The sequence below is a fragment of the Rossellomorea sp. GAMAL-10_SWC genome (assembly GCF_049568075.1).
Lineage (GTDB): Bacteria > Bacillota > Bacilli > Bacillales > Bacillaceae_G > Gottfriedia.
Window position 1 is genome coordinate 3,431,448 of the sequence record NZ_CP144911.1, and the last position, 23,741, is coordinate 3,455,188.

Consider the following 23,741-nt stretch of genomic DNA (forward strand, 5'->3'; position numbering starts at 1 on the left):
TTGTAAAACAAGCTTTTTCAAAATAACAAAAAACCCGTTTATGATCATTCATAAACGGGTTCAATAGTTTTTATAGTTTTTCGTATGCTGCTTGGTATTTTTGAATATCACCAGCACCCATAAAAATTAATACGCTATTTTTATGGTTTTGTAAATTGCTGATATTGTCATCAGTCAATAGTTCAGCACCTGCAATTTTACAAGAAAGGTCTTCAATTGTTAAAGTACCTTTATCTTCTCGTGCAGAACCAAAAATATCACATAAGTAAACTTTATCTGCTTTTTCTAATGTACCAGCAAATTCATCTAAAAATTTACTTGTTCGTGTAAATGTATGCGGTTGGAACACTGCTACGATTTCACGGTCAGGATATTTTTGACGTGCTGCTTGAATCGTCGCTTGGATCTCGGTTGGATGATGAGCATAATCATCAATTAACATTTGATCTCCGAAGCGTTTTTCACTGAAACGACGCTTTACGCCACCGTATGTTAATAATCTAGCTTTAATAATATTAACATCGATTTCTTCATAATGGCAAAGCGCAATTACCGCTAAAGCATTTAAAATACTATGATCACCATATCCAGTAATATCAAAAGTAGCGTAATACGTATTACGGACGAATACATCAAATGTTGTACCATTTGTATGTTTTTCGATATTACGAGCTTGGAAATCATTGTCCTCGTTAAATCCATAATACATTACAGGTACTTTTGCATAAATTCGTTGAAGATGTTCGTCATCTCCACATGCAATAATACCTTTCTTTACTTGATCAGCCATTTGTTGGAAAGCATCGAATACATCATCTACACTCTTATAATAATCCGGATGATCAAAATCAATATTAGTCATGATGCAATAGTCTGGAAAGTATGAAAGAAAATGACGACGGTATTCACAAGCTTCAAACACGAAATACTCGCTGTCTTTTTCACCTTTCCCAGTACCATCTCCAATTAGAAAAGAAGTTGGACGCGCACCAGAAACTACATGGGCTAATAAACCTGTCGTAGAGGTTTTACCATGTGCTCCAGTAATTGCAACGCTAGTAAATTTATTCATATATTCCCCTAGGAATTTATGATAGCGTGCCATCGGAATTCCTTTTTCAATAGCAGCTGCAATTTCTTCATGAGTATCAGGAAATGCATTACCCGCTATAACGAATTGGCCTTCTTTAATATTTGCTTTATCAAATGGTAAAATCGTAATATTTTTTTTTCGTAATTCATTTTCAGTGAAAAAGTGCTTTTCATAATCTGATCCCTGAACGGTCAAACCAGAATCATGTAAAATTTGTGCCAAAGCACTCATTCCAGTACCTTTAATCCCTACAAAATGGTAAACTGTCATATTAAAAGAACCTCCAAAATCGATCACTAATACAACGGCCTATCTCTTAGACAGTATATGTGTGAATAAAAGAAATGGCATCAATATTTTATAAATTTGATGCATTGTTACTTTGCCGAGTCTAGTTATTTTTTTAATGATAACTAACTTAAATTTTTACGCAATTAGTATTATATCACTTAAACTCCCATAGGACTATTTATTTTAAATCCCACTATGAGGAAATAGATGGAAAAGTAAATACTTTAAGTCATCTGCTTATATTAAAATACTATCAATCTTAAATTGATTTTTTTGTCCCTTTATAGTCTAGGGCTCATTTCTACTTTTTCTAATCGAGGATTTTCACGAAGCTTTCTTCCAACTTTCGCTTGTTGCACACCATTTAACTCGACATTATCACCCGTAAAGCCAATATTAACTTTTAATAAACTTCCGCCTACACCATATAAATCTACTGGTACACCTTGCTTCTCAAAAGCTAAGATTCTTTCTACAGTAAATCCACCGCTTACAACAATTTGCACATGCTGATACCCTTCTTGATCTAGTGCATTTCGTAAAGCAAAAATTAAAGTAGGATTTACACCCCTAGGGTCAAAACTTCCTAATAATTCTGGATTACCAATAAAATACTGATCAATCATTGTTTTCGATGTATCTACACGTACAGCCTTTAATTTACTACCGTATTCTCGTGCAACCTTTAAAGCATCGTTTATGACATCATTATTATAATCTACTAAGACAATTAAATCATCTTGTGGATAAACTTCTGTATATGCACGCGCAGCTTCCACAACATCACCATTATACATTTGAATTAGTGCATGAGGCATTGTACCCATACCTTCATTGCCCCACCACTCATTCATTGCATGAGTTGCTTGTGCAGTTGCACCACCAATAAATGCAGCATAACCGTCACCTGCTTGAGTCGTGAAATGATCATCACGATCTCCCATGAAAATAACAGGCTTTTTAATGCCTGCGGATTTTGCAGAATGTTTTACATTGTATACATTTGTAGCAACAGAAGTACGTCTAGCTAAAATACCATCAATAATTCCTTCTAAATAGCCAAAATCAGCATATTTACCTTTAATTGTTAAGACAGTTTCAAATGGTTCAATCATATCTCCATCCTTTAATGAATGAACAATAAGATTTTCTGGATGATCGGCAAAAGTTTGTAAAATCGCAATTGCTTCATCCGTTCCACATAATACTGCACTTTCTCTTTGGAAAAATTGCATTGTTACTTCAGTATCTGGCTTCTTTTTTCGAATGATTTCTCTAGTTTTTAAAAAATATACAGCTGAAAACCAGCCTTCTCCGATCCTCTCATCAAATTTAAATGTTTGGTTCGTTAATCGGCTTATTTTACCTTGTAATTTTAAATCTAATTCTTTTTCCATGAATCTTCACCTGCTGAAAAGTATCGTTCTTTTTTTTCTAGTATGGGTTAAAATAACTTTAACATTCGTTACTTAATTTTTATCGAATTTCTAATATATCACTCAGAACGAATCTCCTCTAATGATGTAATCAGAACATCACGAGGTTTACTTCCATTTTGATTCGATACAATCCCGTGATCAAACATTAGGTCAATTAATCTAGCTGCACGGTTGTATCCAATTCGAAAACGTCTTTGTAACATTGAAACAGAAGCACCTTTTTGATCAATGACAAACTCCACTGCTTCTTCAAACAGTTCATCATCAACATCCTGTGCATCCGCTTTTGCTACAAGTTCCTCTTGGTTAAATAAGTAATTCGGTTTTTGTTGGTCTTTAACAATCTCTACAACATGTTCGATTTCATCATCCGAAACATAAACACCTTGTAATCGAATTGCTTGAGATTTTCCATTATCTAAGAATAACATATCTCCTCGTCCAAGTAACTTTTCAGCTCCGCCAATATCAATAATTGTTCTAGAATCTACTTGTGAAGATACTGTAAACGCGATACGCGTCGGTATATTTGATTTAATAATACCTGTAATGACATCAACTGAAGGTCTTTGTGTTGCAACTAATAAATGGATTCCGCATGCTCTTGCTTTTTGGGCAATACGACAAATATAAGTTTCTACATCCCCTGGAGATACCATCATTAAATCCGCTAATTCATCAATAATAATGACTAAGTAAGGTAACTCATCATTATAAGCACCTTTTTTCTTCGCTAAATCATTGAATCGCTTAATATCTCTTGCTCCAGCATGAGCAAATAAATCATAACGTCGATCCATCTCTTCACATGCCCACTTTAAAGCAGCAGTCGCGGCTCTAGCGTCAGTAATAACTGGCGAAATAAGATGTGGAATATGATTATACGGTGCCAGCTCAACCATCTTAGGGTCGATTAAAATTAATTTCACTTCATGAGGCTTCGCTTTATATAAAATGCTAACTAAAATTGAATTAATACACACACTCTTACCAGATCCTGTTGCCCCGGCAATTAAGCCGTGTGGCATTTTTGAAATATCTGCATAGACAGGCTCTCCACCTATATCAAGACCAAGAGCAACAGTCAAAGGTGATTCACTTTGCAAAAATTTATCCTGGCTAACTAATTCTCTTAAGTAAACAGGCTTACTTTCTTTATTTGGTACTTCTATGCCTATTGCACTTCGACCAGGAATCGGAGCTTCAATACGAATATCTCTAGCAGCTAAGCTCAATTTAATATCGTCTTGTAAGTTCGTTATTTTATTTACTTTCACGCCAGGATCAGGCTGTACTTCGAAACGAGTTACTGTTGGACCTTGAGTTGCAGCAATTACTTTAGCTCCTACATTAAAATTATGTAATGTTTCTTGTAGTAGTTGCTTTTGATCTTCAACCCAATCCCCATCATTAAATTGTTCAATTGGGGGTTCAACTAATAAATCTAATTCTGGTAATTCATAAAGTACTGGTGGTTGTTCAACTAAACTTTCAGGTTCATTAGTTTGATCAATCTGATTTTTAGTGTCCATAGTTAAATTCGTTTCTGTTTTACTTTCTTCAAGTTCAACAACCTTCTGATCTTGAATTCCTTCAAGAGTCTTGTCATGTGTGATTGGTTCAGCAATTATTTCACTTGGCTGAACTTTCTTTGAAGATAAAATTTCACTTTGTTCAGATAAACTAGCATTCTCATTCTCGATCAACTGTTCATTTTGTTTTATCTCAACTTCTTCATTTACCTTTTCTACTGTTGCAGCAGATTCATTTTGTAATTCACGAAGTTGTCTCATTATATTTGCTTTTCTTGAAGCCTCTACATCACTTCGAAGCATCATTACATTAAAAGGAAAATGGCGTTTTTTCTGACGTTTCTCGATTGGTTTAGGTTCAGATTCTTCTTTATTAACTTCATTTTCAGTCTTTATCTGTTCATAAGAATTGGTAACAGCATGTTGATTTATTTCAACGGATTCTTCTACTTTTGCTTCTACAATTGAATTTTCATGCTGTACCGCTTCTTCCTTAATCTCTTTTAGATTCACATCTGACTCGTCTGTTAATCCCGACTCAACATCATTCTCTTCATTATTTTGAACGAGATCACTACCTTTGTCTTCGTTTTCATTAAATTGGACCAAAGTATCAACTTTGTGATCATTCGACTCATGAATAGATACCTCAGGCTGTGCTTCTTCAATCTCAACTTCAGCCTCTACTTCGATTTTAAGGGTTTCGAGTTGTACTTTATCTTTCATATCTACTACTGTTTCAATTTGATGGGCATCATGCTTTACAACTTCATTCGTCTCTTCAACCTCATCTACTAATTGAAAAACTTCAGCTTCTAAATCTTCATTTTTCTCTTCAGCTTCAATTTCTGGAGTTTCAAGTTGTACTTCTTCCTCTTTCACTTCCATTGCTGTTTCAATTTGATGCGCATCATCCTGTACAACTTCATTCGTCTCTTCAACCTCAGTTTCTAATTGAAGAACGTCAGCTTCAATCTCTGGAGTTTCAAGTTGTACTTCTTCCTCTTTCAACGGAGTTTGTATTTCATTTTGATGTACTTCAGCATGTAAATCTTCTTTTTCAACTTGATTAGCTGAAGTTTGAAGTTCTTCTTTTTCTACTAGATTAAACACATCAATTTTTTCTTGATTTTGATTGCCGAAACTTCCTTTTTCAAAAATATTGCTTTCAACTTTTTCAAACGAATTTTCAAGTACATTAGAAGATTCAACTCTCATTTCTTCTATAGTTGAAGAAAGATTATAATCAGTTGCATTTTCTTCTTTTATCGGAGGCTTTTGATATCCATAAATTGGTGAAATATATTCACTTGGTCGAAATGGTGTTTTTCTTTTTGGACGAAATACGATATCGACCTTTTCTTCTTTTTCTACTATTGCTGGTTCTGCTTCACTTTTTGAGACCTGATTTTTTTCAAGTCGACTAGATAAATTACTTTTATCGAATTGATTACTTTGAAAAGTATTTCTTACAAAGTTATTACTCTGGTTATATGTAGGTTTATATTCTTTATTTAAATTGTTTAGTGACTTTTTCCAAATATCATCATTTTTTTCTTGTTTAAAAACTGGTTCAATTTTTGTTTCCTTTATCGGCTTTGGTGATGGTAATTCTTCATCTAATTCAATGGGAAATCTAAATTTTGGACGCTCTTGTAAAGCGTTTCTCTTTTTTTCGATAGAGTGTGATTGATATACTTTCTCCTCAACAGGCTTTTCTTCAAACCCTTCTTCAAACTCTTCTTCAATCTCATTAAGGCTATTCGCCTTAAAAAGGCTTTTTAACCATTTTTTCATTTTTCTCACTCTCTCTATTTCTTTTCATACCTTTTATTTTACCATGTGACATAATGACAAAAAACACATTATTATTACAAATTGCGCTAGTTCAATCATATTTTGATATCAAATATATAATTTAATCAAATTAATATTAAAATAATAATTCTTTTATTGAAAAACAGAAAAAATACTAGACCAATTCATGGCCTAGTATTTATACGAAAATATATATTATTTAGTTAAAAAAAGCTTTTCCAACTTCAGCATCAGCTTCAAGAACTAAGATTCCTTTTTCTTGTGGAGCATCAGGTAAATCAAGTTCACGTGCAGAGCAAATCATACCAAATGAATCCACTCCACGTAAATTAGCATCCTTAATGACTAATCCTGATGGCATTACTGCACCGACTTTTGCAACAACTACCTTTTGTCCTTGTTCAACATTCGGAGCACCACAAACAATTTGTAATGTATCTGTTCCAACGTCAACTTTGCAAATATTTAATTTATCAGCATTTGGATGTTTTTCTTTTTCGATTACATATCCAATAACGAATTTAGGTGAAAGGTCTAATACTAAAGTATCTTCAAACCCTTCTTTTGCAAGTAATTCATTAACCGAATTAACAATATGTTCAGTAATCGTAACGATACCATTTTCTTGAACATCTACATAAGTAGATGCCTCAAACACATTAATAGCAACCGTTTCATTCGTTACTGCACTATATACGCGTGCTATATTCCCTTTTCGTTCAACTTTACGATCTTCTGATGGAATTTGTTTTAATGTAATTAATAGCGTATCGCCGATTCCTTCTTTGTTATAAAAAATATTCACTGATTTCTTCCTCTCTATTGCTTCTTTTGTTTCCCTAGAATAAATACTGGCATTAGCTTTTCATTTTCGTAAGCAAATGACAATGATGTAATTGGTATTTTTCCACTAGCAAAGAAACTCATATTCATTTGCGCCATTATATCATAACCTATGTTATTTCGAATGTCAGCAAGGATTAGTACATCTCCATGAGGAATTCCTACTAATAATTCACCTTTTACTTTTGATTGAATTTCTTTTATAAATGTACTGTTTAGTACTCTACTCGCATCGTATCCATCATTTGTACGTACAAAATAAAAAGTATTATCTGCAACAATATCTTCTTTTACTTGAACGGGCATTTTTCTTAAATTAAATAAAGCAATAGAATGGAGCTGCTCCTTTGTATAACCTGACTTTACTAATAAATTTTCATCGATTAGTTGATACGTTTTTTCAGAATCAATAGCGTAGTAAATTCTAGTTTCTGCAGTATGCTCATCAGTTACAAATAAATTTCCTTCTTCCTTTTCAGTCGGAAACGATGTAGCTCGAATAACTGGACGAATTTGTTCTTCAAGAAATACAGTTTCAGAGTGCATAGCAGAAAGTGCTTCTTTTACATAATAAATTAATTCGTTAAATGCCTCTTCACCTTCAGCTTCATACTTTGCTACTGCACTATTTAAAGAGACACTCATCCCTTTATTACTTTCAATCCCTTCAATTCGAAGGTCTTCTTTTTCACGATCATAGATAAAACGCCAATCTTCATTTCCAAGGCGGTTTTCTATCATTTTTTTTAAGTCTAGTGTTGTTTTTTTAGCCAATTGTTTTACCTACCTTATTAGCCTCTTAATCCTTCAAGAAACTCTTCTACTTGTTCTTTTGTTTTACGATCCTTATTTACATAACGACCAATTTCTTCACCATTATTAAACGCTACAAAGCTTGGTATGCCAAAGATATCTAGATTTTGGCATAACTCAATAAATTGATCACGATCTACATAATAAAACGTAAAATCTTTATTTTCATCAATTATTTCTTGAAAGAACATATCTAAAAATCTGCAATCCGGACACCAATCTGCTGAAAATTGGAAAACCACTTTTTCTCCTTGTTTCGCTTGTTCGAATTGTTCAACTGATTTAATTTTTTCCATTCTTTTTCCCTCGCTTAATTCGTTTTCTTTTATTTTATCTTATTTTTATCGATATGCAAAAAGGATGACCTCAATTGTTTTCTTCTTTTCGTTTCTTGAATTCATATTGTCCAAATAGTAATTCACAAATATGTTCAAAGATTTCTGTCCTAGTTATTCGGCCATTTGTAAATACCCCTACTGCTCCTTCTTTACTACGTATATCTTTTTCATTCGTATATCGTTCCATTAATACTGCAAGCTCAGTTCCATTTCTTAGCTCATTAATAAATTCGCTAGGTAATAAAATTTTTGCTCCGCTTGCTAGTATTACCTCGTTTTCATACACAAGTGCTCCCCAGTTACAAAGAAAAAGCCGATCGTTTTCTATAATGACTCCACCTTCTAATCCAATACCGATTTCCGACTCACCTGCGATTCTAGCATTATGCGCTCTATTTATAGCACCTTGCATAGTTTCTTGATCCGTCAAAGGTTGATTCGAAACATTCGATGGAACATTTAGTCCCTCAACTTTAAACTGATTAAAGACATTTTGTACGGCACCTACTTTAGTAGGATTTAAAGACCCAATAGTTATTTTCATTGTTTTAACTCCATTCACTAGTCAAACGCTTTATTAAGTTATATTTAATTTTAACATAATCAGGCAAGAAGTCTCCTTCCTCAAGCGTGTGAAGGACTTTAGTCCAACGGTAGGTGGGAGATGAATTGCCTTTTATTCGATAGAAAAACATATGGTTATATGCTATGATTTTCTTATGAATTGTTCTTTGATAAGTAGTTATATAAGGTTGAGTGGACAAATAAGACATAGTGCGAAAACCAAGCCCGTCACCCTTCCACTCGTAAAATAACTAAGGTAACGAAAGAACCTCCATTCGTTGGACATCTACCGCAGGAACTGTGGAAAGTAACGCTCGTGGAGATGAAAGGTTGCTTTCATCACGGAATCGAGAAGCCCCCACTTCAAGCGTTAGCTAAGTGGTGGGAGTGATTCACTATACAATAAAAAAGACACTTTCAAAATGAAAGCATCTTTCCAATTATCTCACCTAATAAAATCTATGACATATTTCCATTTTTAATCAACTATTACCTCATTCATGCCTTAAAATTCTTTACTAAGTTAACATAAAAACATTACATGCCCTATAAAATAGTTATCATTTAACTACAAAAGTATCAATATATCGATAAATAGCATGGGCAACTCCATTTTCATCATTATTTAGAGTTGACGTTGTACAAATTTCTTTGATATCTTCTTTTGCATTCCCCATTGCAACACTATATGCGACTTTTTCAAACATCGAAATATCATTATTACTGTCGCCAATAGCCATGGATTGGTCTAATGAACCATTCAATAAAAAAACTAATTTTTCTAGTGCTAATCCTTTTGATGCAAAATGACTCGTAATTTCAATATTATGCTCTGCAGAAGAAACAACTCTTAACTCATTAGATTTATTAAACCGATTTCTGGCTTCTACTAATTTTTTCTTATCAAACGTACAAGCTAAAATATTATTAATTTCTTCATTCCGTTGTAATATTTCATGATAATGATCGACTAAAACATACCCAAACTGATCGAATTGTCTTTCCGCAACATTAACTAATTCTTTCATTTCTTCATCTAACTCAACTCTTTTAAGGCTATTAATCTCATTTTGGAAACTTTCTCTACTTTCTTTAAGAGCATAAATGCTTTTATCTGTAAAAACTTCGAAATAATAGTTTCGGTCATCAAGCCACTTTATGATCTGTTCAGCATTTGTTTTTGAAATAGTAATTGATGAGATACATTCTCCGTTTTTAGAATGGATAGTTGCCCCATTTGTTCCGATTACATATGGTGATATCCTAGATTCTTCACAAATTTTTTGTACATCAAAGTATGCTCGACCTGTTGAAATTACAACCTCTATTCCATTTTCCCCTGCAAATTTAATTGCATTAATATTTTCTTCACTAATTTCATTCTCATTATTTAATAATGTTCCATCTAAATCTATTGCAATGAAACTCATTGATTATATCTCCTTTAATTTATTATGCTTTTCAGATAGTTTTATAGTGTTCAGTAATCGGTCATCACCAAAATTGCAAGCTTAAGAAGGCAATAACGATTCATTCATTACGTTATTGGCTACTTAACAAAAAAGAATTTATAGAATATAGTCCGTCGTTTTTAATTTGCTTGAATCCATTCGATTTCTTCTAATATTGAATGCTCTTTCCATTCATCTGGAAATGAATGGTCACATACTATTGCATCAACCTTTTCAAGAGAACAAACTTTACTAAATGTATCTACACCAATTTTCGAGTAATCTGTTAATAAGATCACTTGCTTCGACACTTCCACCATTTTTCGAGAAACTAAAGTTTCATGGAAATGATAGTTGCTAACTCCATTTTGAGCTGAGACACCACCCGCTGAAATAAATGCCTTATCAACATTAAATTGACTTAGTAATTGTTCTGTTATACTCCCACTCATTGACAGTTGTTTTGGATCGACTATTCCACCTAGTAATAATATTTGTCCGGTAAACTTATTTTGATTTAATGATTCTGTTAACAGGGAAGATACTGGTAATGAATTAGTCAATATAGTAATGTCTTTTTTATTTTCAATACACTGAGCAAATTCAAGCATTGTTGTGCCTACATCAATCGCAATAACATCTCCATTGGAAATTTGGTCCATGGCCTTTTTACCAATTTTTACTTTCGCTTCCTGATTCACAGTCGTACGCTGCATAAAAGGAGGTTCCTCATTTTGGTATACTGTTTTAATTGCTCCACCATACACCTTTTTTAAAAGACCTTTTTCCTCTAATATCATTAAATCTCGACGAATGGTTTCTTCTGATACATTAAATTGTTGAACTAAATCGATAACTTTAACTTTTCCTTTTTTATTAAGTTCTTTTAAAATCTCGTTTTTTCTTTCCTCAGGTAAAACAGACATTTTAATCCTCCAGAAACTTTAAAAATTTATAAGATAACGCATTCTTTTTTAGGTACAATAATGTTCACATGTTCTCCTTGCTGGAACATTTCACCTCGGTGGTTAAGGTTGTCTACAAGAAATGAAGATTCTTCGGTTTCAACTTCGTATCTTAAGACATTACCAGTCATAGTAACATCTGAAATAATCCCCTTTATTCCCCAGTTTCGTTGTAAATCCATGCTGTCATTTCCTACAGCTACTAATTTTAATACTTCAGGTCGAATTGCTACATCATTTCCAATTAATTCATTACTACGAACAAGTTTATGGAAAACATCCATCTCATAAACATTGTAATTTCCGATGAATTTTGCTACGAACTTATTTACTGGTGTTGTATAGATCTCGGAAGGCGTACCTTCTTGTACTACATTTCCATTATTCATAACAAAAATTCGATCCGACATTGTCATTGCTTCTTCTTGATCATGTGTAACAAAAATAGTCGTAATATCTAGTTCTTGCTGTATTCTTTTTAATTCTTTTTGTAAGCTTTTTCGAATTTTTGCATCTAATGCACTTAACGGTTCATCTAATAATAGTACTTTTGGTTCCATGACAAGCGCTCGAGCTAAAGCAACTCTTTGTTGTTGCCCTCCTGATAATTGGTGAGGGTATGAACCTTCTTTACCTATTAAATCAACAATTTCAATCATCTTTTTTACACTTGCATGTATGTTTTTAGCTTTTTTCATTTTTAGACCATATGCAATATTTTCAAATACTGTCATATTTGGAAAAAGTGCATATGACTGAAACACCATACCTACCTCGCGTTGACGCGGAGATAAATTAGTTATGTTCTTCCCATCTATTAATATATTTCCTACATCGACGTCTTCAAGACCTGCAATAGAACGTAATAAAGTACTTTTCCCGCACCCACTTTGACCTAAAAGCGTTACGAATTCTCCTTTATTTAATGTTAAGGAAATATTATTTAAGACGACTTGATTTTGATATTGTTTAGTCACTTGATCAATATTTACGTAGCTCATTTAACTTCACCTTCTATTGAGTATTTTTTAAATGACCTTGTTTTTTTAAAATAGACCGCCTTTTATTAAATACGGCAGGATTTTTTTTAGTTTTAAACGTGAGTTTTAAGACTGTTCCAGTTAAAAGTAAAATCACCAAATAATAAGTAATAACTATGGCACTTGTTAAATGACCACTACTATTTAGTTTATCGGCAAGATAGATTTGAAGGGTTTCAAATCTTCCACCTACTAGTAAATTTGCAAATGCAAACTCACTGAATAAAAGCGCTACGGACAATAAACTTGATACTAATATTCCAGATAAAATATTCGGAAGCACAACCGTTCTAAACGCTTGAAATTTAGTTGCACCAAGTAATTCAGCTGCATCTACAAGTTGAATGGCATTTATTGTTCTAAGACTATTACGAATACCTTGATACATAAAAGGTAGAATGGTTATAAAGTAAGCTCCAACTAGTATCCATGGAGTACCGGCAATTTGTAATGGCCCATTAGAATATAGCTTAATTAACCCAACTGCTCCTACAATAGGTGGGATACCATACGGAAGCATCGCAATTGCTTGGAGAATTCCTTCAAATTTTTTAAAATATACAGTTATAATAAAGATTGTTGGGAGCATGATTGAAACACTTAAAAAGACAGTTATGATAATTAAAAATAATGTTCGTTGAAAAGCCTCAAAAAATCGTCCATCTTGAAATAATTCAATATACCAATTTAATGTATAGCTCTCAGGTAAGATTGAATGATCCCATTTAGTTGCAATTGAAAATAAAAATGTACCGACTAGTGGAATTAATAAATAGATTACAAGTAATCCAACTATTACTTTAAAAAATGTTGTTTGTAATTTCATCGTAAATCCCTCCTAATCCGACGCATCATTCTCTCATTAATCCACATCGCTCCAATCATGGTAACTGCTAGAAGGACTCCTAGTGCGCTTCCTAATTGTGGTTTTAATGTAACGTCACTTGAGACTAGTGAAGCAATTTGTAATGACAATAAATTATAATTGCTACCAACTAATGCGTAGGCTGTTGCATAAGCACCCATAGCGTTAGCAAATAAAATACTAAATGTGCCTACTATACTTGGTAATAGTACTGGAATTCCAATTCTTAGCCAAAATGATATTGTTGATCCTCCTAATAATGCAGACGCTTCTTTCCATTGTTGCTTTATTCCTTGAAAAGAAGGGTATATCAACAAAATTGCTAATGGAATCTGAAAATAAATATAGACAAGGATCAGTCCGGTCCAAGAATATAAATTAAAATCCGCAAATAGATTCCAACCGAGTTTTGCAAAAAGCAAAGTAAATAGTCCATTGTTTCCAAGTAAAATAATATATGAGAAAGAAAGAGGGATTCCTTCAAAATTTGAAGTCACATTAGCAATCATTAATAGACGATTTTGTATTTTACGTGAAAACTTTGTAAAGGAATAAGCTGTGACAACAGCTATTAGGATCGAAATCACTGCCGAAATAATTGAAATAACTATACTATTTTTGATAGCTTGTAAGTAAAACTTACTTTTAAAAATAGTTATATATTGATTCATAGTTAGATGGATTCCGTCATCTGCGTAAAAACTATTCTTAAACATTGCCATCATTGGCCCTAATTCAAATCCTATTACAAACAATACAAATGGCAATAAAAGAGCTAGTAAGTAAATCTTATGTTTTTTTATTTTTTGCAAAGCTTCTCGCTCCTTAAAATTCTTTAAACGTTAGAGAATTGGTAAAATTTTTACTAAACCAATTCCCCTTCCATAAAAATCTTTATATCATTAAAACGTCAATTAATTTCTTTATATCCGGGTAGCTGATATGAAATCATCTTATTTGATGGCTCTATATTTAAGAGCTTACAAACAAGTGGAGCAAAAGCTAACTGAGGGATTACTTCTTTATAAACATCAGGCTCAACTTTTGGACTGATGATAAAAAGTGGTACATCTCGTTCGCCCGCTGTTATTCCTCCGTGATTACCAGTTTCGCTCATTCCATGATCAGAAGTAATTAAAATGTGATAACCTTCTGACATCCAAATTGGAAGAAGTTGCGCTAACAAACTGCCTATTTTTAAAATTTGTTCACGATATTCTTTCGATTCCGATCCAAATAGTTCTCCTTTAACGTCTACACCTAAAGGGTGAATGTATAAAAAGTGTGGATCATATTTTCTACGTAAAGCTTCTGCATCCATAAACACGTGACTGTCTGGATAGTCATCATCCCAATAGAATTTTCCGTATTGAATCGCTTTAGATAGATCATCTTGTTCTCGATCTTCAATAAAATTAAATGGTGCTCGATTATATAGTTCGCTTACCCAGTAATACGAAACCGCTCCATTTCTTAAACCATTTTCCTTTGTAAGATGAAAGATACTTTTTTCATTCGATAAACGAACTGCTTGATTAGATGTAATTCCATTTACCGATGAAGGTGTTCCAGTTAATAACACCTCATATAATGGGCGAGAAAGACTCGGAAGCTCCGATTTCATCTTGTATAGTGCTGCTTGATTTAATTCCACTAAATGCTGAACATATCCAAGCGCTTCGCATGCTTTGTCATATCTCATTCCATCAACAACTATAGCTATAACTTTATTTGACATTTACTAACACCTCTTCTTGCCATTTTTGGGGTAAAGTTTTTGCAGTTTCTTCCCAAGCCTTAAAATCTCTAATTGGCTTTGCATTTTTGTATTCCTCTTTTGGAACCATTTTTTCAGCTACATCCTTTGGAAGTTCAACATTACGAATTGGTCGAGCAAATCCTTTTGCTAAGTTTATTTGTCCTTCATCGCTTAGAATATATTCCCTTGTAGCCATAGCTGCATAAGGATGTTTAGCATATTTATTGATAATAGTTGAGTATCCACTAACAACTGATCCATCACTTGGGATCGATACATCAAATTGACTACGCTTAATTGCTTCAGCATAACCAAGCGCATTAAAGTCCCAAACAAGTGCTACTTCAACCTCTCCTTTTTCGATATTTGCTGGTTTAGCATCTGTTAAGCTTAATCGCCCTTGCTTAGCAAGCTTTTTAAAAAAGTCGATCCCTGGTTGGATATTTTTTTCATCTCCACCGTATGCAATAGCAGCAGCAAGTACGGCCATTTGGTTTTGTGTACCACGTTGAACATCACCAACTGTTACTTTGTAATTCCCTTTTAAAATATCGTCCCAAGATTTAGGAGGTGTTTTTACTAGTTCTTTATTTGTCAGAAAAGAAATAGTTCCTTGATATCCCACTACCCAGTCACCATTGTCATCTTTTGCCCAATCAGGAATCTCCTCCCAGTAAGATGTTTTGTATGGAATAGTTAAGTTTTTTTGTTCAGCGATTGGACCAAAAGACATTCCGACATCTCCAATATCAGCAGTAGCATTCTCTTTTTCAGATTCCATTTTTGCAATCTCTTCCGCACTAGACAAATCTGTGTCAGTATGTTTCAAATTATAATTTTTATTAACTTCATTCCAAGTTTCAACCCAGTTAGCCCATGAATCAGGCATACCTACACTATTTATTTCACCTTCTTTTTTTGCTTTTGTTTCAATTTCTTTAAGAGTTAATGAATTTGGATTTAATACAGATTCATTTTTCGTTTCCACGGCTTTTCCGCATGCTGTTAATCCTAGAACTGTCATACCCAAAACGACAACTTGCACTGCCTTGTAACTTTTCTTTTTAAATTCAGTTTTCATTTTAGATCTCCTCACATTAATGTGGTTTGTTTAATGTTTGTTACTGGTTATTACGGTTTTATCATAAAACAACATCGTAAAACCCACATTAACTGTATGTTAAGAATTTATTAATAACATTAATTGAAAGAAGAGTTAAGGTTCTAGGTAATAGATAAGAAAAGATGTGAAGTGTAGGGATTTGGGAAGGAAAGGTAAGGATTTTCAATAAAAAAAGAAGCCTCTTTTTAAGGCTTCTTTTTTTACTTTCTTAATAATTACGTAATGTTTCAACAGTTGTTTTATCAGTCGCTTTAACTAGCTTAACAAGTAATTCCTTTGCAGCTAAATAATCATCAACATGAATAATCGATGCCGCAGTGTGAATATAACGAGAGCAGATACCAATTACAGCAGATGGTACGCCATCGTTTGAAACATGTACTCGTCCAGCATCTGTTCCACCTTGTGAAACAAAATATTGGTATGGAATTTTATTCGTTTCTGCAGTATCTAAAATAAATTCACGGATTCCTTTATGAGTAACCATTGTTCGGTCTAAAATTCGTAATAAAACACCTTTACCTAATTGACCAAACTCGGATTTCGAGCCTGACATATCATTAGCTGGGCTTGCATCTAATGCGTAAAAGATATCAGGTTTAATCATATTTGCAGCTGTTTGTGCCCCTCTTAGTCCAACTTCTTCTTGAACAGTAGCACCTGAATATAAAATATTTGGTAATGTTTCGTTTTGAACTTCTTTTAATAATTCAATCGCAAGTCCACAACCGTAACGGTTATCCCATGCTTTTGCCATGATTTTTTTCTCATTAGCCATAGGAGTGAACGGACATACTGGTACAATTTGTTGACCAGGACGAACGCCAATATTTAGTGCATCTTCTTTGTTATCTGCACCAATATCGATTAGCATATTTTTCATATCCATTGGTCTAGCTCTTAACTCATCGCTTAATAAATGCGGTGGAATTGAACCGATCACACCAATAACTGGTCCTTGATCTGTCATTACTTGAACTCTTTGAGCAAGCAATACTTGGTTCCACCAGCCACCTAGTGGTTGAAATCGTAACATCCCGTTTTCTGTAATTTGAGTAACCATGAAACCAACTTCATCCATATGACCTGCCACCATTACAGTAGGTCCATCTTCAGCTCCACGTTTCACTCCAAAAATACTTCCTAAACGATCTTGCACAATCTCATTTGTATATTTTTCAAGTTCTTTTCTCATGAAGTGACGAACTTCATGCTCAAATCCTGATGCACCTTGTAATTCTGTTAAAAATTTAAAAAGCTGTAGAGTGTCTTGATTCATAATTAAAGTTCCTCTCTGTACAAATCATATCTTCTTTTTTTATTTTATCTAAAAATAACACATAATACCAATGCTAACCGTTGAAATGTTGCCCCAGTTTGACTAAGATAAGTAGTAGAATATTTTTTCAAGCGCATAATACATAAATAGAGGTGGTACAAATGAAACTTAAACGCGTCTTAATCGGCTTAGGTTTAGGTGTTGCTGGTGGACTATATTTACAAAAAAAATTATCTTCACAATATATTCCAGCAGAAAAAGCATTAAAAACAATTAAACCAGTATTTCTTTCATATGGTAATGTAACTGGAACTTGGATTCATTCAGAACCAAAGTGGGCAGATTTACCTGATTATGAAGGTGATGTTTATGAAGGTGGTTTTACAGTAGTAGAATCAGATAATGACACTACAAACTATTCATTCATCATTAATGCTGTAAATGGTGAGCTAATTTCTGCTCAAATTGTTTAACAACAAAAGCCAAATTATTTGGAGCGTTCGATCGACTGTAATACTTGTCCTTCAGCGCTCCATTTTATTGCTCGAAATACATCGTCATGATAGAACGTAAACCAAGATTTTTTTTGCATACCAAAATTAACCCATTTTTCTTTTGCGTAAATAGATGTCATTGGGTAATCATCATATGCCATAACCCATAATGGCGACTGATGTGCATGTGTAGGCATTAAATCCCCCATATGCAATAATAGCTCATCTTCAGTTTCAATTTTTATAATACTGTGCCCATCGCTATGTCCACCTGTGTGAATAATTGTTATTTCATCTGTTAAAGAATATTCTTTTTCAAATGTTATTACTTGGTGCTGAATTGCTTCCCAATTTTCTTTCCAATATGTATTACTTGAACGAATATTCGGATTTCTCATTTCATCCCATTCAATTTGAGATGTGATAATTTTTGCATTCGAAAATACAGATTTGAATTCATCATTTTCAAATTTAGTTAATCCACTAGCATGATCAAAATGCAGATGCGTCATTATGACATAATCAATATCGTCTAGTTTTAAACCGTGCCTCGCTAATGATTTTTCTAACGCTGAATCCTCGGTAACGCCAAAATTTCTTTTTTGTTTCTCATTTAATTTATTAACACCGATGCCGCTATCAATGATAATGTTTAAACCATTTGTTTGAATAAATACCGGGTCAGTACGTAAAGGAATTTGGTTTTTCTCATTAACAATATATTTTTTTGACCAAAGCGCCTTTGGAACAACTCCAAACATTGCTCCACCATCTAAATGGGTATTTCCTCCAGTAAGCCACTGAATTGTACAAGTTCCAATTTTTAACTGTTCCATACTTATCCCCCTTCTTTTTTACTAGACTTAAATATTATACCACTTTTACGAATTTACTGAATATTTAAAGAGCAGGAATAGGTAAAAGAAAGGGAACAATAGTGAATATGAAATGTAAATTCGTTTTAGATTGCCTAAAAATCAACAATCATATTAAAATTTCGTGTGTTGTAGCAAAATCAAAAAACTATCATGATAAATATATCACGATAGTCTTTTGATTAGATTAATTTCTATAAGCAGCTTCAACTCGGTAAATACGGTTACCTTTTGAAGAAAACTTTTCTTCGTATTCAGTCATAATATTTCCTTCAAAATCACTTTTATGAAGATCTAAGCTTAAGAAATGCATAGTCATTCCGTAGTTCGCCATACTCATGATTGAAAACTCGAATAAATCTTGATTATCTGTTTTAAAATGAATTTCCCCATCATTTTTCAAGATTTGTTGATACATATTTAAAAATGTTTTATATGTTAATCGACGTTTTTCATGACGAACCTTTGGCCATGGATCAGAAAAGTTTAAATAAACTCGATCTATTTCCCCGTCCTCAAAGAAATCCGTTAATTTTTGAGCATCTACATTTAACAACTTTAAGTTTGGAACTTCAGCTTCGATTAATTTATCTAATGCATCAGAAATTACACTTGTATATTTCTCAATGCCAATATAGTTAATATGAGGATTGGCTTTAGCCATACCGACCATAAAACGACCTCTACCCGTACCAACCTCGATATGAATTGGTTGATCATTTTGGAAAACTTCTTGCCATTTCCCTTTTTGTTCAGACGGATTTGGAATTACATAATGAGCATTTTCTTTAACTTGATCTGCCGCACCTGGCTTATGTCTTAATCTCATAAGATTTTACTCCCTCTCGATTTTGCAATTTATATTTACTCAAAGAAAAAACCAAGCACGATGGCACTCGGTTATTCACGTATAGTATAAAATCATTTCTTGTAACACAAACTATTTCAAGTGTACCTAATAAAAAAAGGATGTGAATTTATGCCTTTAAATCATGAACATCAATTAACAATTTTACGAGATATTTTAATGAATCATCAATCTGACTGTTGTGGAACTATATCAGAATGTGAGCAATTAGAAAGACTTGTTCAATCCTTATTAACGAACGACCAAATAACAGATGATGTAAAAAGCATGTTAAATGACGTTTATTATTATAGTCAGTCTGGAAAGTATTCTGCTGATTTAGATCAGCACATTACAAACCACCAAAATCAACTCTCTCAATGGGTGACTGATTTCAATACTTATTCCTAATCTATATGACAATTTCCGAGGAAATTTTTATTTAATTAATATCTTCTCTAGCAGGCTCTTCATTTTTTGAGTCTGCTTTTCATTTTCTCGAAGAGTATACCATTTAATCCAAATGATTGTTTGAGCGACTACATACCAAGTCATTCGATTTAATAGGTCTTCAGTTAATTTTATTCCATAATTTCGAAGCCATTTGTCCCAATCATTCTGTTCTACATAGGTGAATAAAAACATGCCCAAATCAAATGCTTTATCAGCAATGATTGCCTCATCCCAATCAATTAAATATAAATTATTTGTCTCAGTAAGCAGCCAATTATGATGATTTAAATCACTATGACAAACGACTAAATCCTCTGAATCAAAAGATGGCATATTTTCCTCTAAATATTCGATACCTTTTACTATGATCTGGCTTTGTGTAAACTCTTCAGTAAGATTACCTACGATTGTTTGTAGTAAATCCTGAGGTTCTAAAGGATTAATCCCTAGCTTCGTTAACATATATAACAATTCTTTGGAAGAATGGATACGATATAAAAATTGCGCAACCCCTTTCGCAGAGAGCTCATAAGGTTCTAAACTACGTGCAATCACCCACTCTTGAGCAGTAAGTACATCACCATTTTCTAGTCTTCTAGTCCAAACTAATTTTGGAACAAAGCCAGCTGCTGATAAAACTGCTAAAAAAGGAGAAGAATTTCGTTTTAGAAATAATCTCTTATCATTATTTTCTGCTATATACGCTTCACCAGTAAATCCACCGGCTGGCGAGATTGTCCATTCTTTTCCGAGTATTTCTTGTATATGATTATCCATTGTTCCCGTTCCTTGTTGTTATATATGTTTGTATTTAAAATTATTTTATTACAAAAAGAAAGATAGCCTATTACAATCAGCTGTAATAAGCCATCTTTTACAAGTTTACATTGTTTAATTAGAATCTGCAAGTAGTTGCTAGTATTTTACTAATACAACAGTCGAAAGCGATGGCATTGGTAATTTATTACAATCCACTTTCATCCCTTTATTAACATAATGATTATGGCCATCCCATATAAATTCCCAATTGTCTTCTTCATTTCCTAAATCAATATATATATCAGTAAGACCATTATGAAATAACACCATTATCTCTTTAACTTGGTCGATTTCTTCTAATCCGCTAATTAGGTACCCAATTAGATCTCGATGAAGATTGACTGGCGTTACATACTTTTCTATTTCTTCTTTTAAAGAAAAACGGAAACTATTAAAGCGCTTTCGAATTGCGATAAATTCTTTAACTATTTCAATCGATGACGCTTCACGTTCTGCTCTTGCCCAATCAATACTATTTATTGTGTCGCCTGAATTATAACTGTTTTCGATCCCCTTTTTTGTTCGAAAAAACTCCTGGCCACTATGCAGAAACGGTACACCAAACGAAAATAATACAATACTAGTTCCAAGTAAATGCCTTTTCTTAAGTATTTCCTCATTCTCTTTCTGATTGGAAAGCTTTAATCTGTCCCACATAGTGTGATTATCATGTGATTCAACATAATTAATCGATTGATATGGCTCTTTAAATAAATTTACTTGTTTATTAATCCCAACGCTTCCTAAAAGTAAATCGGATAAGTAATCATTATGAATATTATTGCCTTGTATAAACCCTATTTCTTGAAATGAAAAAGTACTTCCTTTTATTCCATCGCGAAATTTATCATTAAAAAATCCAACCATTGATAGTTGATGACTTTGGTTTATCGTTGCTTTTCGAGAAGATGGACTTAATGATGTATTTAAATCCCAACCTTCTCCAAAAATGATTATTTCTGGTTTTAAGATTGTCAGTTCCGATACAATTTCATTCATTGTATCCGTATCCAATATTCCCATTAAATCAAACCTAAACCCATCGATGTCATATTCTTTAGTCCAATATTTTATTGATTGTAGAATAAATCGTCTAGCCATCAATCTTTCAGATGCAAAGTCATTCCCTACTCCTGTTCCATTCGATGGTAACCCACGTTCATCTTGTCTAAAATAATATCCTGGTACAATTTTTTCGAATTGGCTAGTTTGTAATTCATAAACATGATTGTAAACAACATCCATAATAATCCGTAAACCATGTTCATGATAAACTGAAATAAGTTTCTTTAATTCATTTATTCTTTCGATTGGTTCATCCGGTTTTAAACTATAACTACCTTCTGGTGCATTGAAATTCAATGGATTGTAGCCCCAATTATAGCTTTGGAATGGGTTATTTTCATCTATTCCTTCAAAATCAAAAAATGGTAATAATTCAATATGTGTAGCTCCTAGCTTGCATAGATAATCCAAACCTGTTGGAAAACCATTGTACATCGTATCTTTTTCATGAAACCCTTGAAAAGACCCCTTTTTTTGAATCCCACTTAGTGGATGTGAAGTAAAATCTCGAATACTGGCCTCGTAAATAATACAATCTGTATACTTACTTGGTGGTGTACTATTTACCTTACTAACTTTGCTACTCTTCGATAAATCAATTACTACACTATGTTTACCATTTACAGTAACTGCTTTTGCATAAGGATCGACAGCTTCTCGCCAAATCAGATTCACACATACTAAGAAATTATAAACTAATCCGTCACAATCACGATCGATTACTGCTTTCCATGTCCCTTTTCCATCTCGAACCATAGACATTTCAGTAAACTTTTCTTCTTCACCGTATTCTTGATAAATTCTTAACTTAACCTTAGAAGCAGTAGGTGCCCATAATTTGAATTGTGTAGATTTACTTGTGTAAACCGTACCTAAATCCTCCCCATCATAGGCATATTTTTCATCAAAGTCCTTCGAACGAATAACTCCACCAACTTGTAAATCTGTGCGAATACCAAATTCGTCTTCAATCTCATACTTTTTTTCTAACAAAAGGACTTCAGTAGTCAAAACAGTATATTTAAAAAATCTATCAAACTCTATTCGAGATACGACGGGAAGCCTAGTTTTCCGGCCATCCTCTTCAATTAGTTCAAAATATGACTGCACTGTATGTTTGTTCGATTTGGGAATAATCATTGTTATTTCTTGAAATCCATCTATATAAGCTTCAAAAGCCCTTTTAATATGAAACAACGCTATTCACCATCCAGACTATAAATTTAAAACTTTTACATAATAACTACGCATTTCGTTATTTATTAAATCGATATGATTAGTCTATTCACAAAGAGTTAAAATGGATTCAAAACAAACATGATGTTACCATTTCGCTTTCATGCTTCTTCTGAAAGTATTCGTTAGTTTCTTCAAATATTTCTTATATTTCATCAAATTGTTCAAGATTTTAAATATTATTTTTTAATTTAATGAAACGGATTCAGCAATATGGTAACTTGGTTTTTGGGAAGGTTGAATCTTATATAAAATGACTTCATTCACTTTAAATTTTAAAGGTTCTTCTTCCCAACTAAGTGGGATTTCAAATTCTTTATCGAACCTATCATTATATTTCTTTGCGATTGTAATATGCGGATTATATGGTCGTTTATCAATTGAAAAACCGCTTTCTTCACATATCCTACTAATTCTATTTTGTAACTCCAATAATTCAACACTATTCTCTAAACCAAACCACCATACACGTGGCTGTACTTTACTCCCAAAAATACCTAACTGATGAACAGACAAATCAAAACTTTTAAAATCGTTCAGCTCTTTTTGTAGTTGATCCATAAGCTCTACACTTTTTGTAAATGTAACCGGACCTAAAAATGATAAAGTAATATGAAAATCATCTTTAAATGTCCATTTCTTTAATGGTAGTTTTGAATACCATCTTTTTGAATAATCATCTAAAATTTCTTTTATTTGTATTGGCAAAGGAACAGCAAGAAAATAATGTTCACTCAAA

General features: G+C 33.0%; 22 protein-coding genes. 2 read left to right on the forward strand and 20 right to left on the reverse strand.

The features are described from left to right. Positions 1-70 precede the first annotated feature (70 nt). The 15 genes from murC to V5E38_RS17045 form a co-directional block, all read right to left on the reverse strand. Positions 71-1,363 (reverse strand): UDP-N-acetylmuramate--L-alanine ligase, encoded by a 1,293-nt coding sequence (gene murC / locus V5E38_RS16975; RefSeq protein ID WP_097979199.1) that lies wholly within the window; start codon positions 1,361-1,363, stop codon positions 71-73. 302 nt (positions 1,364-1,665) lie between these two features. Next, the gene (locus V5E38_RS16980; RefSeq protein ID WP_499210866.1) at positions 1,666-2,781 is read right to left on the reverse strand and encodes a nicotinate phosphoribosyltransferase; all 1,116 of its coding nucleotides are present in this window, start codon (positions 2,779-2,781) and stop codon (positions 1,666-1,668) included. Between the two features lie 98 nt (positions 2,782-2,879). Next, positions 2,880-6,152: a DNA translocase FtsK gene (locus tag V5E38_RS16985; protein WP_499210867.1), complete on the reverse strand. Its 3,273-nt coding sequence runs from the start codon at positions 6,150-6,152 to the stop codon at positions 2,880-2,882. 220 nt (positions 6,153-6,372) lie between these two features. Continuing rightward, positions 6,373-6,978 carry a YtpR family tRNA-binding protein gene (gene ytpR / locus V5E38_RS16990; protein WP_097979202.1) on the reverse strand — a complete coding sequence of 202 codons (606 nt, stop codon included), beginning with the start codon at positions 6,976-6,978 and terminating at the stop codon, positions 6,373-6,375. Positions 6,979-6,992: 14 nt separating this feature from the next. Beyond that, positions 6,993-7,790, reverse strand: a complete 798-nt coding sequence (locus tag V5E38_RS16995) for a DUF1444 family protein (RefSeq protein ID WP_286133692.1) — start codon at positions 7,788-7,790, stop codon at positions 6,993-6,995. 17 nt (positions 7,791-7,807) lie between these two features. Next, entirely contained in the window at positions 7,808-8,125 is a 318-nt protein-coding gene (locus V5E38_RS17000) for a thioredoxin family protein (RefSeq protein WP_499210868.1), read from the reverse strand. Positions 8,126-8,195: 70 nt separating this feature from the next. Continuing rightward, positions 8,196-8,711: an inosine/xanthosine triphosphatase gene (locus tag V5E38_RS17005; protein ID WP_499210869.1), complete on the reverse strand. Its 516-nt coding sequence runs from the start codon at positions 8,709-8,711 to the stop codon at positions 8,196-8,198. A gap of 580 nt (positions 8,712-9,291) precedes the next feature. Further along, complete coding sequence (locus tag V5E38_RS17010; protein WP_499210870.1) at positions 9,292-10,161, reverse strand: HAD family hydrolase; 870 nt, start codon at positions 10,159-10,161, stop codon at positions 9,292-9,294. A 161-nt stretch (positions 10,162-10,322) separates the two neighbouring features. Then, entirely contained in the window at positions 10,323-11,108 is a 786-nt protein-coding gene (locus V5E38_RS17015; protein WP_499210871.1) for a DeoR/GlpR family DNA-binding transcription regulator, read from the reverse strand. Positions 11,109-11,134: 26 nt separating this feature from the next. Continuing rightward, positions 11,135-12,148 carry an ABC transporter ATP-binding protein gene (locus tag V5E38_RS17020; protein WP_499210872.1) on the reverse strand — a complete coding sequence of 338 codons (1,014 nt, stop codon included), beginning with the start codon at positions 12,146-12,148 and terminating at the stop codon, positions 11,135-11,137. 13 nt (positions 12,149-12,161) lie between these two features. Continuing rightward, positions 12,162-13,013, reverse strand: a complete 852-nt coding sequence (locus tag V5E38_RS17025) for an ABC transporter permease (protein ID WP_499210873.1) — start codon at positions 13,011-13,013, stop codon at positions 12,162-12,164. Then, complete coding sequence (locus tag V5E38_RS17030) at positions 13,010-13,864, reverse strand: ABC transporter permease (protein WP_390309614.1); 855 nt, start codon at positions 13,862-13,864, stop codon at positions 13,010-13,012. Before V5E38_RS17030 ends, V5E38_RS17025 begins: the two co-directional genes overlap by 4 nt. Positions 13,865-13,962: 98 nt before the next feature. Then, positions 13,963-14,790, reverse strand: a complete 828-nt coding sequence (locus tag V5E38_RS17035) for an alkaline phosphatase family protein (RefSeq protein ID WP_499210874.1) — start codon at positions 14,788-14,790, stop codon at positions 13,963-13,965. Further along, positions 14,780-15,892 carry an ABC transporter substrate-binding protein gene (locus V5E38_RS17040; protein ID WP_499210875.1) on the reverse strand — a complete coding sequence of 371 codons (1,113 nt, stop codon included), beginning with the start codon at positions 15,890-15,892 and terminating at the stop codon, positions 14,780-14,782. The genes V5E38_RS17035 and V5E38_RS17040 overlap by 11 nt, the downstream gene beginning before the upstream one ends. Before the next feature lie 250 nt (positions 15,893-16,142). Next, complete coding sequence (locus V5E38_RS17045) at positions 16,143-17,213, reverse strand: M42 family metallopeptidase (protein ID WP_097979211.1); 1,071 nt, start codon at positions 17,211-17,213, stop codon at positions 16,143-16,145. Between the two features lie 161 nt (positions 17,214-17,374). Between V5E38_RS17045 and V5E38_RS17050 the strand changes: the two genes are divergently transcribed. Next, complete coding sequence (locus tag V5E38_RS17050) at positions 17,375-17,686, forward strand: PepSY domain-containing protein (RefSeq protein WP_056473349.1); 312 nt, start codon at positions 17,375-17,377, stop codon at positions 17,684-17,686. A gap of 14 nt (positions 17,687-17,700) precedes the next feature. Here V5E38_RS17050 and V5E38_RS17055 read toward each other — a convergent pair whose 3' ends face one another. Further along, a complete protein-coding gene (locus V5E38_RS17055; RefSeq protein ID WP_097979212.1) occupies positions 17,701-18,543 on the reverse strand; it encodes a YtnP family quorum-quenching lactonase in 843 nt (280 codons plus the stop codon). 226 nt (positions 18,544-18,769) lie between these two features. Next, entirely contained in the window at positions 18,770-19,411 is a 642-nt protein-coding gene (trmB, locus tag V5E38_RS17060; protein WP_098566409.1) for a tRNA (guanosine(46)-N7)-methyltransferase TrmB, read from the reverse strand. Between the two features lie 150 nt (positions 19,412-19,561). On the opposite strand from trmB, the gene V5E38_RS17065 reads away from it, so the two are divergent. Next, on the forward strand, positions 19,562-19,840 hold the full coding sequence (locus V5E38_RS17065; RefSeq protein ID WP_056473344.1) for a YtzH-like family protein: 279 nt from the start codon (positions 19,562-19,564) through the stop codon (positions 19,838-19,840). 27 nt (positions 19,841-19,867) lie between these two features. Here the strand turns inward: V5E38_RS17065 and V5E38_RS17070 are convergent, their stop codons facing one another. From V5E38_RS17070 to thpR, 3 genes are all read right to left on the reverse strand, one after another. After that, a complete protein-coding gene (locus V5E38_RS17070; protein WP_499210876.1) occupies positions 19,868-20,659 on the reverse strand; it encodes a phosphotransferase family protein in 792 nt (263 codons plus the stop codon). 138 nt (positions 20,660-20,797) lie between these two features. Continuing rightward, positions 20,798-22,963 carry a type I pullulanase gene (gene pulA / locus V5E38_RS17075; RefSeq protein WP_499210877.1) on the reverse strand — a complete coding sequence of 722 codons (2,166 nt, stop codon included), beginning with the start codon at positions 22,961-22,963 and terminating at the stop codon, positions 20,798-20,800. Between the two features lie 225 nt (positions 22,964-23,188). Continuing rightward, positions 23,189-23,740, reverse strand: a complete 552-nt coding sequence (thpR, locus tag V5E38_RS17080; protein WP_499210878.1) for a 2'-5' RNA ligase family protein — start codon at positions 23,738-23,740, stop codon at positions 23,189-23,191. Position 23,741 lies beyond the last annotated feature (1 nt).

Bases quoted from the DNA above. Each gene is read 5' to 3' on its own strand.
- murC (WP_097979199.1), bottom strand. From the start codon at position 1,363: ATGACAGTTTACCATTTTGTAGGGATTAAAGGTACTGGAATGAGTGCT.
- V5E38_RS16980 (WP_499210866.1), bottom strand. From the start codon at position 2,781: ATGGAAAAAGAATTAGATTTAAAATTACAAGGTAAAATAAGCCGATTA.
- V5E38_RS16985 (WP_499210867.1), bottom strand. From the start codon at position 6,152: ATGAAAAAATGGTTAAAAAGCCTTTTTAAGGCGAATAGCCTTAATGAG.
- V5E38_RS17000 (WP_499210868.1), bottom strand. From the start codon at position 8,125: ATGGAAAAAATTAAATCAGTTGAACAATTCGAACAAGCGAAACAAGGA.
- V5E38_RS17005 (WP_499210869.1), bottom strand. From the start codon at position 8,711: ATGAAAATAACTATTGGGTCTTTAAATCCTACTAAAGTAGGTGCCGTA.
- V5E38_RS17010 (WP_499210870.1), bottom strand. From the start codon at position 10,161: ATGAGTTTCATTGCAATAGATTTAGATGGAACATTATTAAATAATGAG.
- V5E38_RS17015 (WP_499210871.1), bottom strand. From the start codon at position 11,108: ATGTCTGTTTTACCTGAGGAAAGAAAAAACGAGATTTTAAAAGAACTT.
- V5E38_RS17020 (WP_499210872.1), bottom strand. From the start codon at position 12,148: ATGAGCTACGTAAATATTGATCAAGTGACTAAACAATATCAAAATCAA.
- V5E38_RS17025 (WP_499210873.1), bottom strand. From the start codon at position 13,013: ATGAAATTACAAACAACATTTTTTAAAGTAATAGTTGGATTACTTGTA.
- V5E38_RS17035 (WP_499210874.1), bottom strand. From the start codon at position 14,790: ATGTCAAATAAAGTTATAGCTATAGTTGTTGATGGAATGAGATATGAC.
- V5E38_RS17040 (WP_499210875.1), bottom strand. From the start codon at position 15,892: ATGAAAACTGAATTTAAAAAGAAAAGTTACAAGGCAGTGCAAGTTGTC.
- V5E38_RS17045 (WP_097979211.1), bottom strand. From the start codon at position 17,213: ATGAATCAAGACACTCTACAGCTTTTTAAATTTTTAACAGAATTACAA.
- V5E38_RS17050 (WP_056473349.1), top strand. From the start codon at position 17,375: ATGAAACTTAAACGCGTCTTAATCGGCTTAGGTTTAGGTGTTGCTGGT.
- V5E38_RS17055 (WP_097979212.1), bottom strand. From the start codon at position 18,543: ATGGAACAGTTAAAAATTGGAACTTGTACAATTCAGTGGCTTACTGGA.
- trmB (WP_098566409.1), bottom strand. From the start codon at position 19,411: ATGAGATTAAGACATAAGCCAGGTGCGGCAGATCAAGTTAAAGAAAAT.
- V5E38_RS17065 (WP_056473344.1), top strand. From the start codon at position 19,562: ATGCCTTTAAATCATGAACATCAATTAACAATTTTACGAGATATTTTA.
- V5E38_RS17070 (WP_499210876.1), bottom strand. From the start codon at position 20,659: ATGGATAATCATATACAAGAAATACTCGGAAAAGAATGGACAATCTCG.